The 12,083-nt window shown below is 53.2% G+C and carries 13 protein-coding genes; 1 reads left to right on the top strand and 12 read right to left on the bottom strand.

All coding sequences use genetic code 11. The features are described from left to right. Positions 1 to 208: 208 nt before the first annotated feature. From H8K43_RS17315 to H8K43_RS17305, 3 genes are all read right to left on the bottom strand, one after another. Positions 209 to 1,231 (bottom strand): HlyD family secretion protein, encoded by a 1,023-nt coding sequence (locus H8K43_RS17315; RefSeq protein WP_186905013.1) that lies wholly within the window; start codon positions 1,229 to 1,231, stop codon positions 209 to 211. A 354-nt stretch (positions 1,232 to 1,585) separates the two neighbouring features. Beyond that, the gene (locus H8K43_RS17310; RefSeq protein WP_186905012.1) at positions 1,586 to 2,059 is read right to left on the bottom strand and encodes a hypothetical protein; all 474 of its coding nucleotides are present in this window, start codon (positions 2,057 to 2,059) and stop codon (positions 1,586 to 1,588) included. 585 nt (positions 2,060 to 2,644) lie between these two features. Continuing rightward, positions 2,645 to 3,712: a carbonic anhydrase gene (locus H8K43_RS17305; RefSeq protein ID WP_186905011.1), complete on the bottom strand. Its 1,068-nt coding sequence runs from the start codon at positions 3,710 to 3,712 to the stop codon at positions 2,645 to 2,647. Between the two features lie 273 nt (positions 3,713 to 3,985). Between H8K43_RS17305 and H8K43_RS17300 the strand changes: the two genes are divergently transcribed. Continuing rightward, a complete protein-coding gene (locus H8K43_RS17300; RefSeq protein WP_186905010.1) occupies positions 3,986 to 4,840 on the top strand; it encodes an enoyl-CoA hydratase-related protein in 855 nt (284 codons plus the stop codon). A gap of 57 nt (positions 4,841 to 4,897) precedes the next feature. On the opposite strand, the gene H8K43_RS17295 is transcribed toward H8K43_RS17300, so the two are convergent. The 9 genes from H8K43_RS17295 to H8K43_RS17255 form a co-directional block, all read right to left on the bottom strand. After that, complete coding sequence (locus tag H8K43_RS17295; RefSeq protein WP_186905009.1) at positions 4,898 to 5,188, bottom strand: hypothetical protein; 291 nt, start codon at positions 5,186 to 5,188, stop codon at positions 4,898 to 4,900. Between the two features lie 60 nt (positions 5,189 to 5,248). Beyond that, positions 5,249 to 6,190: a hypothetical protein gene (locus H8K43_RS17290; protein WP_186905008.1), complete on the bottom strand. Its 942-nt coding sequence runs from the start codon at positions 6,188 to 6,190 to the stop codon at positions 5,249 to 5,251. Between the two features lie 221 nt (positions 6,191 to 6,411). Further along, the gene (locus H8K43_RS17285; protein ID WP_186905007.1) at positions 6,412 to 7,350 is read right to left on the bottom strand and encodes an MBL fold metallo-hydrolase; all 939 of its coding nucleotides are present in this window, start codon (positions 7,348 to 7,350) and stop codon (positions 6,412 to 6,414) included. A gap of 11 nt (positions 7,351 to 7,361) precedes the next feature. Continuing rightward, positions 7,362 to 7,568 carry a DUF1289 domain-containing protein gene (locus tag H8K43_RS17280; RefSeq protein ID WP_186905006.1) on the bottom strand — a complete coding sequence of 69 codons (207 nt, stop codon included), beginning with the start codon at positions 7,566 to 7,568 and terminating at the stop codon, positions 7,362 to 7,364. A 5-nt stretch (positions 7,569 to 7,573) separates the two neighbouring features. Further along, complete coding sequence (locus H8K43_RS17275; protein ID WP_186905005.1) at positions 7,574 to 8,068, bottom strand: YbaK/EbsC family protein; 495 nt, start codon at positions 8,066 to 8,068, stop codon at positions 7,574 to 7,576. Between the two features lie 72 nt (positions 8,069 to 8,140). After that, positions 8,141 to 8,467: a PilZ domain-containing protein gene (locus tag H8K43_RS17270; protein ID WP_186905004.1), complete on the bottom strand. Its 327-nt coding sequence runs from the start codon at positions 8,465 to 8,467 to the stop codon at positions 8,141 to 8,143. 154 nt (positions 8,468 to 8,621) lie between these two features. Then, positions 8,622 to 9,899 (bottom strand): TIGR03862 family flavoprotein, encoded by a 1,278-nt coding sequence (locus H8K43_RS17265; RefSeq protein ID WP_186905003.1) that lies wholly within the window; start codon positions 9,897 to 9,899, stop codon positions 8,622 to 8,624. 123 nt (positions 9,900 to 10,022) lie between these two features. Continuing rightward, positions 10,023 to 11,399: an ATP-binding protein gene (locus H8K43_RS17260; RefSeq protein ID WP_186905002.1), complete on the bottom strand. Its 1,377-nt coding sequence runs from the start codon at positions 11,397 to 11,399 to the stop codon at positions 10,023 to 10,025. Further along, positions 11,396 to 12,070: a response regulator transcription factor gene (locus tag H8K43_RS17255; protein ID WP_186905001.1), complete on the bottom strand. Its 675-nt coding sequence runs from the start codon at positions 12,068 to 12,070 to the stop codon at positions 11,396 to 11,398. The genes H8K43_RS17260 and H8K43_RS17255 overlap by 4 nt, the downstream gene beginning before the upstream one ends. Between the last annotated feature and the right edge of the window lie 13 nt (positions 12,071 to 12,083).

Genomic DNA, 12,083 nt, shown 5'->3' with positions numbered 1-12,083 from the left:
CTTCCAGCGTCATGCCGGGTTTAAGGGGCTGGTTCTGGCCGTAGGCTGCTACGTTTTGTTGCGCCAGTCTGACTTTGATGCGGTACAGGGCTTCATTGCTGTTAAAGCCTTGCAGGCTTTGCTGGGCGTTGCTGAGTATGGTGCTGGCCAGATGAGTCGGCAGTTCATTCGGTGCAATCGGGGTGCTGCTGACGTCAGTGACGGTGCCTTACTGCAGGCCGAATTTTTGGTAGGGGAAGGCCTGGTAGCGGATCAGCACGGTTTGTCCGGCACTCACAAAGCCAGCAGTGCGGCTGGGGGCGTAGAGCTGAACTTCGAGTTCGCTTTGCTTCGGTAACAGGGTCAGTACATTTTGACCGACGGTGACGGTTTGTCCGGCGGCATAGCTGAGCACGCTGACGATGCCATCTTGCGGGGCGGTGATCAGGGTGGATTTACGGTTACTGTTTTCTGCGCTTTCCTGTTTTAAGCTGGCCAGACTACGTGCCAGCTGGGACTGATCATTGGCGAGCTGGTTATCGAGGTCGGTGAGCTCTGCACGTAAGGCGAGTTGATTCGCTGCCAGCTGGAGTTGATTGCGCTGCAGCGTGGACAAGCGACTCGACAGGTCGAGTGATTCTTCCTGCTTTTGCTGGGTCTGGGCGGTGGAGACATAACCGCTTTTTTCTAATTGTTCAAATTTATGCAGACTCTGTTGTGCAAGTTCCTGTCTGCGTTGTGCCAGGCTGATTTCCTGATTCAATTGCTGTTGTTCTGTTTGCAGATTGCTGAGGCGGGATTGCAATGCGGATTTTTTGTCACGGGTCTGGGCGCTGCGCTGTCTTTGTTCGGTTTCCAGACTATGCTGGCGCGCCGCTAACTGCTGTGCGATTAAGGCAGTGATTTCTCCCTGATCGCCCATGCGTTCGGTATTGAGTTCAAACAGGGCTTGTCCGGCTTGCACTATTTGGCCTTCTTTGACCAGCAATTGACGCAGAACACCCGTGCCGGGTGCGATCACACTCAGGCTGCCAGAGACCGGCAAAGTCAGACCAGTGACACGGGCTTTTTTAGTGATACTGCCGAGGGTGATGTAGGCGATTAAGGCTATGCTGAGGAAAGCTGCTACCAGGGCAATCAGCCAGGAAGACACCGGTTGTGCCAGACGAATCGCGCCCATCCATTGCTGACTTTGTGCGGCAGTGACTTCATTGCGGAACAGGGGACTGCTGGGGGGAACGGACTGCGACATCGCTATTCACCTTATCAATTTGACTCAGTGTTTTTAATTTAGCATGTAAAAATTAATAAGGAAACAGAGTTTTTTAAATATACTTATTTGTTGTTTTTTTAATGATCGCTAATAATAGGTATTGCCTGCCACATAAAAAATCGGTTATGGAAAATCTGTGCGAGCTAACTCATATCCGGAACTGGAGTTTCCATTCTTTATAAAAAATGCTCATTTTAAGATGAGCATTCTCAAAATTATCCAAGGAATTTTCTAAAAAAATCTCAAAAACTCAGCGTGTGTTATCTGTCTTATTAGTATTTGCGATCTTATTTTTATAATCGGGAATTCACACCAAGTGATTGGTTTGGTTTGTTACTCATGACGATCAAACTTCCACTGTCCATCCACCTTGATAAAAATAAAGTTCTCATCAATTGAGCGCTTATCTCGCAACAGAGTATTCAATTCAGCGCTGAGTTGAATCGTATTTGCATCTATCACAGACCATTTCCAAATTTTGCTAAAACCATATCTGTTTACATCATTTTGCATAGGTGGGTAGCGCAGTACTCGCCTTCCATTTTCTGTGGTGCACAATTCTAAAGTTTCTTTGCGAAATTCTTTTTGAGTCAGGCTATAAAAAAACTGCATGATGGGGTTGATTGCATCGCGAACTATCGCAACTTCTTCTTTATTGTTTAACTCACTAAGATCGACTCTCTGCTTGCCCTTGCGATAAGGATGCTCTTTTAAAAAGCTCAGATCCCAGCCACCATTGTCGGCAAGCACATGTCCAGGGAAGCATTGCATGAATGTGATGATCAATAGTTGGCAAAGAATTTTCATGTGATTACTCAAATATACCTATCTCAAATTGCGAACGTTTTTCGTGAGCGGCCAAGGCTCACCAACATCTACTGTTCAGGCATTGGGAAAATTAAATCCAATTCTTCTACATCATCTGACTTGAAAGCCAGATACCTTCTCGCATAAATATCACCCAATATTCCACATCTGAGTTAACTGGATTTTTATTACGTGGAATAATATAAAGCACTTGCATATTTTTCATTGTCGATATGAGACATCTCTTTCCTTGATACCGAAAGTACTATCGCTCTAAGGAATACCCGTTAAGAGGTGATGTGCTCTCATCTACCTACAACTGAAAATTAATATGGATCAGATTAAATAATGTTCCCACCACGCCACGGGTCTGAGCACAGGTGCCGAGACGCTGACCTAGGCGCTTAATGCGCTGATAGCGAGCGCGATGCATCCCAGTGCGGATCTGCGCTGAATCACGTTGATGATGCGGATGGTATGGATGCTGCGAATGCTGTGTGTAGCGCTGCCACACATCAAAAAAATACCCGGCTGACACGCCGGGTGAATTGGATAGACAGACTGCCCAGGAGATGCGTTTGCCGCTTAACTCGATTCTTTAATCATGCGCCCAAAACCTTTCTGTACCGGTCTGGCATTCATCGGGTACAGGCGATGGAAAATACCGATCTGCTCGGCCGATAATTCTATGGGCTCTTTCATCACCATCCATAACACGCCTTCGCTGCAAGGTGGGGTAGTGAGTGATCCCATATAAGTGTAGTAGCCGCGTTTGAGTGGCAGGATATTGCTGAGGTCCATCGCACTCAGTGCAGAGACCGCTTCATTTTTTTCGAGTGGCAGATTATTCCAGACCAGCTGCACCAGCGCATGCGCTTTGCCGCGTTCTATCAGCACTGCCACCACCGCCAGCTTGCCATCGGCGTCTTTGTGCACCAGATGCACCACCATCTCAAAACTCTTGCCATTGATGCGCTCTTCCGACGGTTTGTGAAAGTGAAATTGCATCAGTTCATAACTGCGGCCCATCACGGTGATGAAATTACCGGCGGCGATATTGACCTGTATCGTATGGCCGTTATCGATCACATTAAAACCGGACAATTTGTAATCAAAATTGATGGGATCGAGATCAACCTTGATGCCGTCGCGGATATCTATCGGCGACTGGCGGTCGCCGTTATCGCATTTAGCATTGGCCGGATTCATTTTGCCCCAATTGAGCGGACTGCCCTCGCCCTGATATCCCCAATGCAGCGCGCCATGACCACCCATGGCAGCGACAATTGCTGCCGTACCGTGCTCAGCTTCTTTTTTGGGTTCTGCTTTTTTTACCACGGGGGGCACATAGCTGCGCACCACAGGACGGGCTTTGGGCGCCTCCTCGCGTTCTTTTTCTTTACGTAAAACGGCTAAGCGTTCCGCGATCTTGGCAGCCAGTTCGTCGGCCTGCAGCGCTTCTTTGGCAGCCGTCTCTTTGCTGTCTTTTTCTTTGTCTTTGGAGGATTTTTTAGATTCTTTTTTTTCAGACGCACTGTCTTCCTTAGCCGATGCCTGTTTGATCGGTTTCGAGGGCGACGAGGCTGGGCCGTCATTTGCGTGAGCAAAGCTCGCCAGCAGCAGGGTCAACAGGAGGGCGGGATAGCGGCGCATAATCGGAGGATTTCTGATAGGGAATAGTTCGGTTACGGCAAGTACGGTGACAAACTTGAGTCTGTGCACAAAGTTTGCCGAATTCCGCTTAACTCCGCAGATTCTGACGTGTCCTGACATGCTTTGCGATGCAGTGAGTATGCAGGTAAGCAAGCAATTAGATGATATTGTGCAAAACAACGGAATTGAGCTGGAGTAAGCTTGAGGCTGGATTGATGGTCTCAAAAATACAGGCCATGATGCTGATTTTCCCTACAATAACCAGGAGATGCGATGACTTACCTATGCTTTGACTTCCATATCAGCGACAAAATTGCGCATCTGCGCTTTAATCGTCCCGATAGCATGAACACCATGCAGCCAGTGTTTTTTCGTGAGCTGAGCGCGATACTGCGCCAGTTACAGCAGGAAGCCGTAGCACGGGTGCTGATCCTGTCTTCGACTGGTAAGCATTTCACGGCAGGCATGGCGTTGGATGTGTTCACCAGCGGCAGCTTCAGCCTGGATGATCAGCAAGCGACCGGGCGCGCCAATATCGGTCTGGTACTGCAAGAGATGCATCAATGCTTTAACCAGCTGGAAGCCTTACGCATGCCCGTCATTGCAGCGATACAGGGCGGTTGTATCGGTGGCGGTGTCGACCTGGTCTGTGCCACCGATATCCGGCTAGCCAGCCAGGATGCGTTTTTCTGTATTCAGGAAATCAATATCGGTATGACGGCTGACCTCGGTACTTTACAGCGTCTGCCTAAGCTGATTCCCGAAGGTATCGTGCATGAGATGGCCTATACCGGCCGCCGCTTACCGGCTGCGCGCGCCATGGCAGTCGGACTGGTGAACGAAGTGTTTGATACGCAGGAAGCGATGCTGGCAGCAGCACAGCAAATGGCGGCAGAAATCGCAGCTAAACCACCAGTGGCAATCTGGGGCAGCAAGCAGGCCATCCACTACGCGCGCGACCACAGCACGCATGACGCTTTACAGCAAATGAGCTGGCTGCAATCCGGTATCTGGCAAAGCAGTAATTTGCTCGAAGCCTTCATCGCAAAACAACAGGGACGCGCCACCCAGTTTGCCGATCTGGCACCGCTGAAACCGTTTACAGATGCAGACTATACGCTGAAGTAAACGATCTCAGCCAGCGCCTGTGGCCCGGCGTTTGCGCAGGCCACAGCGCGAGTTAGTTCAGCGGTAAGCCTTGACCGCGGTATTCGTCCCGCTGACCAGCATGACGCCAGCCCATAGCAGTTTTTTCCCGGGTGGTACAGCGGCCTTGTCGGCCAGGAAAACAATTTGTGGCGTCGGGCGCTTACCGGGCGGCAGATCATTGAAGGTTGCCAGATTGGTGATACGGTTTTCGTGAAACGACAGTGCGATACGCTGAAACTCAGCACCGGTCGCTTCTTCGCCGGCGATGGCAAGGCTGATGTCGTCCAGCGTCAATTGCGGATCGACTTCGACGATGTAAGTGGACATTATTTTTCCTTCTCAGTTCGCTATGCGTAACAAGCAAAAAATCAATCAAACAGGCTGAGTTTAAAAACCCTGGGCTTTAAAGGCTGCGTTCAGCGCACGTATGGCGACTTCACGATCGGTATCATCAGCCAGATTCTTCGCTGCGCGAATCTGCGTTTTCAGCAACTGCAAGGCACCGGTTTTGCCATCGCTGCCATCCAGCGTGGCGGGTAAAGCATCGGGCTTGACACCCAAGGCAGTCAGGATGGCTTTGGCTTTATCCAGCGTCATCGCTGGCGCACCCAGTGCATCGGTCAGACTGCCTATGCTGATGATTTGCGGCTGACTGGGAACCGGCACTTTATATAGCACGGCCAGTGCTTTATCGCTTTGCGCACTGCTCTCCGCAGCCTGGGTGTTGATAAATTGCAGTGCGCCATTCAGGGTACCGGCCAGATAGTATTCATTCAGGTCGGTGACTGCGCGTTCGAAGGGATACTGCTGTGACGAAGCCGATAATCCAAGCAGAATTTTGTAGAGCACTTCCTTGCGCTTGGCATTCATGGTCGCGACCAGCGCCTGTATGCTTTTTTCGTAGTAAAAATCCTTGTCTATGGTGGTTTTGGCGCCGCTGATACCGGCTGCAGCGACCGCCAGATTGGATTTCGCCTGCAAGCCACCAACCAGCGTACCAGCCAGATTCAGGCTCATGTTGACTACATCGGTGGCGGCATCCAGCTGCTGTTTGTCGGCAGTCAGGGTGCGGATAAATTTCAGGTATTGCAGATCCATTTGCACCAGGCGCCCGGACACAAAGCGATTACGCGCATCTTGCCGTTTGTCGGCATCGAGCTTGTAGTACTCGCTGATGCTGGTGGCGCTGGCAAATTCTTTGGACAGTTGCTCCAAATCCTGATCGATATTAAAAGATGGATCAGGCGCACCGCCACTGCGAATACTTTGACAGGCTGAGAGCTGCAGCACGAATGCCACTATCGTGATGCTAAGTAGAAATTTGCGCATATTTGTCTCCCCAAATTGCATGCTATGTTGCATCGCTTTATGTGCGTTTTTGCACTTGACGTACATTAGCACTATTTGGTTTTCTGGAAATGAAAGTGTTAAAAATTATTGAGCGCTGATGTATCTAAACGACAAAAAATTCTTTTACGGAAATTTTGTTTCCGTAAAAGAATTTTCGATAGGAAATGAATTTTCTGTACCGATCAAAAAATCCGATTTTTTCAGCAACTGATCAGGCAGCCTGCCTCCAGTTTTGCGACACCGGCACTGACCAGTTCGGCAGCGAGCTGGATGAGCAAATCTGCCACCCAGGCGGCATCGAGCGACTGGTCAGCAGGCAGTAACTGGCGGGCTGCCGCCTGCATCAGGCGACTACTGAACAGCTGCAGATTCAGCTGCGCCAGTGTGATCTTTCGTTGATCGAGCAACATGAAAGCAATCAGCACCTTGAGTGCATTACGTGCATTGCGCTGCGGCTGTGCCGACAGATAATCGAGTCGGCCACGCGCACGTTGCAAAGCGGCGCTGACATCGGTAAAAGGCTGACCGTGACCCGGTATCACGATGCGCGGATTAAGATCTGCAATCAGCGCTAACACCTGGGCCTGTTCAGCAAAACCGGAACCACCTTCGAGTTCGGGAAAAATCACACCGAAACCGTTTTCCCATAAAGCGTCGGCAGAAATCAATATGCCCTCACCAGCGCAGTACAGCATGATGGAATGAGGATCATGGCCAGGTGCCTGTATCACGTTCCATGTCAGCCCGGCGAGTTGCCAGCGCTGCCCATGCTGCAAGCCACCATCACACTCAAAGCGCGCGCATTGCTGGCCGGTTGCCTGAAAACTCAGGCGCTGTTCATCCCACTGTTGTACAGCATCCATTTCCTGCGCTGGCACCCAGGTCTGACAGGCATACTCTTGCTGCAATAAGGCATTGCCACCGCAATGGTCGGAATGCAGATGGGTATTGAGCAGCACATCGAGTTGGCGGCCCTGCAGGGCATGACTGAGCAGCGCCAGCGTTTGCGGCGCATGCGTCAGATAGCCGGAATCAACCAGGGCGCAAGAATCGGCATCCTGTAACACGACATTATTGGACGACAGCCAGCCACGTTCCAGCACCTGTATTCCCGGAGGTAAGCGCAGCGTGGTGGACATGGTCAATGGCCTCAGAACATGCGTTCTTTGACCTGATGCCAGATCTGGATTTTGCGTTCATTGCTGGCATTGCTCCAGCCTGTCAGCTCGGGGATAGTACGGAAGCAGCCGGCACACCAGGCGTTTTTTTCATCCATGCGACAGACACCGACGCAAGGGGAAGGTACGGCTTGTGCAGGGTCGGCCAGCGCCGGGTCGAAATCGTAAAGTATGCTCATAGTGCTTATTCAGGGTTAAGTGCAATGTCCGCCAGCGGCGCACCGGTCATCACCTGCAACTGCTGCGGTGTCATCGCAAACACCGCATGCGGATGGCCAGCCGCAGCCCAGACAGTCTGGTATTGCATTAAATCACGGTCGATCAGCAGTATCACTTTTTCCACGTGCCCGATAGGACACACTCCACCTATCGCATAGCCGGTTTTTTCACGTACAAAGCGCGCATCGGCTTTACCCAGCGGGCCGGTGATGGCGGCGACTTTACGCTCATCGACGCGGTTGCTGCCACTGGCAATCACCATCACGGCAGCATCATCGGACTGACGTCGGAATACGATGGATTTCGCAATTTCTGCCACGCTGCAGCCTAAACCGGCAGCGGCTTCGGCTGAGGTTTTGCCAGTCTCAGGCAAGAGAACGATCTGACGATCATGTCCGGCCGCCTGCAGTAAGCGTGCCACCGCAGCGGCGGATTCGGGTAAAACCTGTTCCTGATGCATAGTTCACTTTCAGAAAAAGCAGACAAAAACCTGTGGGATGGCTGCCATCATACTGCCATCCTGCCGCAGGGTTCAGCCGCCCCAGCTTTGCAGTAACTCTTTATGCTCAGGCGGATAACTGGCGATTCTCAGACCAGCACGATATTCGCTGCCGCTGAGTATGGTGTAAACACAGGTGGCCTTGCACACCACCTGAGTGCGGGCGGAGGCATCTTTGTGGCTGGGTACTTCCATCATCATCTGATATTCCTGCTTTTCCTTGAGCATGACACCAGATTGCAACTGTATGCCAGTAGCAGAAAAGTTAACCACTTTAGCTGGCACAATGCGACCCGGAGCTACCTGGATGGCAGCTCGCCATGCCACAGGAAGACGCGCAGAATTACGGGAATCACTCATAAAACAAGCTCAGAAAACGACGAAAAACTAAGTTATAGGCGATGCAAACCCAGAATTGTAACAAGATCTTGCGCTAGCGTAAGAATTGATGCGGATATTCACACAAATTCTGTGAATCTTACGCATTTGTGCTCATTTTGCACTCATCTTGCGCTCAGTTTGCAGCGTTTAAGCAGTCCAATGCTGCTAACGCCGCCTGTTTTCCAGTCGCAAAGCAAGCAGTGAGCAAATATCCGCCGGTCGGTGCCTCCCAGTCCAGCATCTCACCGGCACAAAACACAGCGGCGCGCGCTGTCAGCATGCCACGCTGATCGATTGCACTGAAACGCACGCCACCGGCGCTGCTGATCGCCTCATCCAGTGGCCGGGTGCCAAGCAAGGGCAGTGGCAATTGCTTGATCGCCAGTGCCAGCGCCGTGGTATCAGCCAGTTGCGCTTTACTCAGCAATTCATACAACAAGGCGATTTTTAATTTATCCAGACCCAGCCGGGTTTGTAAAAAGCTGCTCAGCGAGCGCGCACCACGGCCAGACTGCAGCTCGTGCAAAACGCGTTCAGCCGATTTGTCGGGCAGCAGATCCAGCTCTAGCACTGCACTGCCCTGCGTCAAAATCTGATCACGCAAGGCGGCCGATAAGGCATAAATCAGGCTGCCTTCCACGCCGCTGGCGGTGATCACGAACTGGCCCTGACGCATGGGCTGCTCAGTGTGCTGCTCACCCTCAGACTCACTGCGCTGCACGCGCGCAGCGACCGTCAGCAGCGGCTGACCGGCAAACTTTTCTTGAAAAAACGGTGTCCACGGACGCTCAAAGCCACAGTTAGACGGCAGTAAAGGGCTCAGCGCCACGCCTTGCTGCGCCAGCAGTGGCATCCAGCTGCCATCCGAACCCAGCCGCGCCCAGCTGCCGCCACCCAGTGCCAGGATCAACACATCGGCTTTGACCTGAATTTCCGCATCAGCATGTGCAAAGCGACAGTGCCCCTGTGCATCCCAGCCCAGCCAGCGATGGCGCATGTGAAAGCGCACACCCTGTTCCCGCAAACGGTGCAGCCAGGCACGCAGCAAAGGCGCCGCCTTCATATCGGTCGGAAACACACGACCAGAACTGCCGATAAAAGTAGCAATGCCCAATCCCTGTGCCCAGTCGCGCAAGGCCTGATTATCAAAGGCCGCCAGTGCCGCTTGTAAGTTGTCGGCCGCCTTGCCATAACGCGTCATAAAACGGTCCATGGGCTCGGAATGGGTCAGGTTCATGCCACCCTTGCCGGCCAGCAGAAACTTGCGGCCTACCGAAGGCATGGCGTCATACAGGTCGACTTGTATCCCTTGCTGCGACAGGGTTTCAGCCGCCATGAGTCCAGCCGGGCCACCACCGACCACCACGGCACGGCGGGATGCAGGAACAGATACTGAGGATGGCTGAGTCATGGTGTTATCGGGAAAATATAGCTGAAGAGAGGTTACCGCCACAGTCAGGTAATAGACCGTGGCAATCAGGGGCGTAATGATACGCTGCTTCAGCCGGTTCAGCCCATGTAGTCTGCCAGGAATTCAGCCCCAGGCTGGAAATTCCAGTCTGACCCGCAAACCCTGTCCGTGGCTGCCTGCTGATAATTGCAGACTGGCCGCATGCGCATCAGCGATATTTTTAACGATGGACAGCCCAAGTCCGCTACCCGGCTGATCGGCCCCAGCCAGCCGGAAGAAGCGCTGTAACACCTGCTCATGGTATTGCTCGGGAATGCCGGGGCCACTGTCCTCGACTTCTAACCAGGCCCGGCCTGCGTGACTGCCGCAGGACAGCTGCAATTGCCCAGGCACTGGCGTGTAGCGTAAAGCATTCTCCAGCAAATTCCTGACCAAAATATGCAATTCAGCCGCATCGACCCGCGCCCAGGCTTGTTGTAAGTCCTGTTGCCAGACCAGTCCGGCAGCTTCTGCTTCGGCTTGCCAGTGCCTGCATACAGACTGCAGATTGGCCGCCAGATCACAGGCCGGATGCTGGGCATTCAGATGGCTCTCCGGCTCGCTGCGCGCCAGACTCATCAATTGCGCAACCAGCCGGCTGGCCCTTTCCACACCGGCGCGCAGTCCGGCAATGGCTTCCGCACTTTCTTCCGGATTACGCGCACGCTGCAAGACTTGCAGATTGGTTTTTAGTCCGGCCAGCGGGGTGCGCAACTCATGCGCGGCATCGGCGGTAAAGCGCTGTTCCCGCTGCAGGGTTTGGGCAACCCGTTCAAACAAGCGGTTCAGTGCATGCAATAAAGGATTAATCTCCATTGGCGCATCAGCCGCACTAAGCGGCTGCAAATCACCGGGATGACGTTGCGACACCTGGCTCGCATAATGTTGCAGGCTGCGGAATACCCGGTTCACCGCCCACCAGATCGCCAGCACCAGCAAGGGGATGATCAGCAGCGCCAGCGCCGCCAGCCGATAGGCAAAGCGGCTGCTGATTTCCTTGCGGTGGCTGATCGGTTCCACCACCTGTATCTGCACCGTATGGCGCTGATTCCAGACTGAGTAATGACGCCATTGACTGGCTTGCAGATTCAGCCAGCTAAATCCATCGGCTGCCTGTTGCCGGAACGGGGTGTCCGGCGCTCCGGAATTTTTATACAGTAAACGGCCATCGGCACTCCAGATCTGGAAGAGCAGGTATTCCTGATGATCAACGGCGGTAGACTCACCGAGCCGGTGCGCCGGATGCCAGCTACCCTCGCCAAATTCATGCTCTGCCAGTGACAACAGGATGTGCGCGGTTTCTGCCAGCGACTGATCGAATAATTCGCGACTCTCACGGTCCGCATCCAGGTACACCAACACCGCGCTGACACTCCAGATGCCTACGGTCAGACTCAGCAGGATGCCGAGCAGGGTGCGGCGTAAAGACCATTGTCGCGGCGCTTCAGCGGTCGCGCTCATGACTGGGTTCCGGGCAGTTTATCCATCATATAGCCGACCGCATGCACGGTGCGTATCAGGGATTTGCCGAGTTTTTTGCGCAAGTGATGGATGTGAACCTGAATCGCATTGCTCTCCACCTCTTCACCCCAGCCGTAAACCGTGCTTTCCAGCTGTTCACGGCTCACGATCTGGCCCTGATGCTCGATCAGCATTAGCAGTACGCTGAATTCCTTCGCGGTCAGCGCCACTGGCTGACCATCCAGCTGCACGCTGCGCGCCGACACGTCGATCAGCACGCCGGCATAGCGGATCAGCTCCTGGGTACGTCCATGCACGCGGCGGCTGGCGGCGCGTAAGCGGGCCGATAATTCATCCAGATCGAAGGGCTTGGTCACAAAGTCATCGGCACCCGCATCCAGGCCTGCAATGCGGTCAGGAATCTGGTCGCGTGCCGTGATCACCAGTACCGGATGATGGTAATCGCGCTGACGTAACTGGCGCAGGATCTGCATGCCATCCATGCCCGGCAAATTCAGATCCAGCAGGATTGCTTCGTAATCGTGCTGCAGCACCGTAGTGACCACGCTGTCGCCATGCTGCAGCCAGTCCACCGTATAGCCGAGCTGATCCAGCCCGAGCTGGGTCGCACGTCCTAACTGCGGATCATCCTCGACTAACAAGATACGCATACTGTTTTCCCTG

Origin of the sequence: Cognatundibacterium curvum (genome assembly GCF_014284235.1) — a bacterium.
GTDB classification, from domain to species: Bacteria; Pseudomonadota; Gammaproteobacteria; order Burkholderiales; family Burkholderiaceae_D; genus Undibacterium; species Undibacterium curvum.
This window is presented reverse-complemented; position numbering and strand designations above follow the sequence as displayed.

Excerpts from the sequence above, each read along its gene's own strand:
- H8K43_RS17315 (WP_186905013.1), bottom strand. The coding sequence starts at position 1,231 with ATGTCGCAGTCCGTTCCCCCCAGCAGTCCCCTGTTCCGCAATGAAGTC.
- H8K43_RS17310 (WP_186905012.1), bottom strand. The coding sequence starts at position 2,059 with ATGAAAATTCTTTGCCAACTATTGATCATCACATTCATGCAATGCTTC.
- H8K43_RS17305 (WP_186905011.1), bottom strand. The coding sequence starts at position 3,712 with ATGCGCCGCTATCCCGCCCTCCTGTTGACCCTGCTGCTGGCGAGCTTT.
- H8K43_RS17300 (WP_186905010.1), top strand. The coding sequence starts at position 3,986 with ATGACTTACCTATGCTTTGACTTCCATATCAGCGACAAAATTGCGCAT.
- H8K43_RS17295 (WP_186905009.1), bottom strand. The coding sequence starts at position 5,188 with ATGTCCACTTACATCGTCGAAGTCGATCCGCAATTGACGCTGGACGAC.
- H8K43_RS17290 (WP_186905008.1), bottom strand. The coding sequence starts at position 6,190 with ATGCGCAAATTTCTACTTAGCATCACGATAGTGGCATTCGTGCTGCAG.
- H8K43_RS17285 (WP_186905007.1), bottom strand. The coding sequence starts at position 7,350 with ATGTCCACCACGCTGCGCTTACCTCCGGGAATACAGGTGCTGGAACGT.
- H8K43_RS17280 (WP_186905006.1), bottom strand. The coding sequence starts at position 7,568 with ATGAGCATACTTTACGATTTCGACCCGGCGCTGGCCGACCCTGCACAA.
- H8K43_RS17275 (WP_186905005.1), bottom strand. The coding sequence starts at position 8,068 with ATGCATCAGGAACAGGTTTTACCCGAATCCGCCGCTGCGGTGGCACGC.
- H8K43_RS17270 (WP_186905004.1), bottom strand. The coding sequence starts at position 8,467 with ATGAGTGATTCCCGTAATTCTGCGCGTCTTCCTGTGGCATGGCGAGCT.
- H8K43_RS17265 (WP_186905003.1), bottom strand. The coding sequence starts at position 9,899 with ATGACTCAGCCATCCTCAGTATCTGTTCCTGCATCCCGCCGTGCCGTG.
- H8K43_RS17260 (WP_186905002.1), bottom strand. The coding sequence starts at position 11,399 with ATGAGCGCGACCGCTGAAGCGCCGCGACAATGGTCTTTACGCCGCACC.
- H8K43_RS17255 (WP_186905001.1), bottom strand. The coding sequence starts at position 12,070 with ATGCGTATCTTGTTAGTCGAGGATGATCCGCAGTTAGGACGTGCGACC.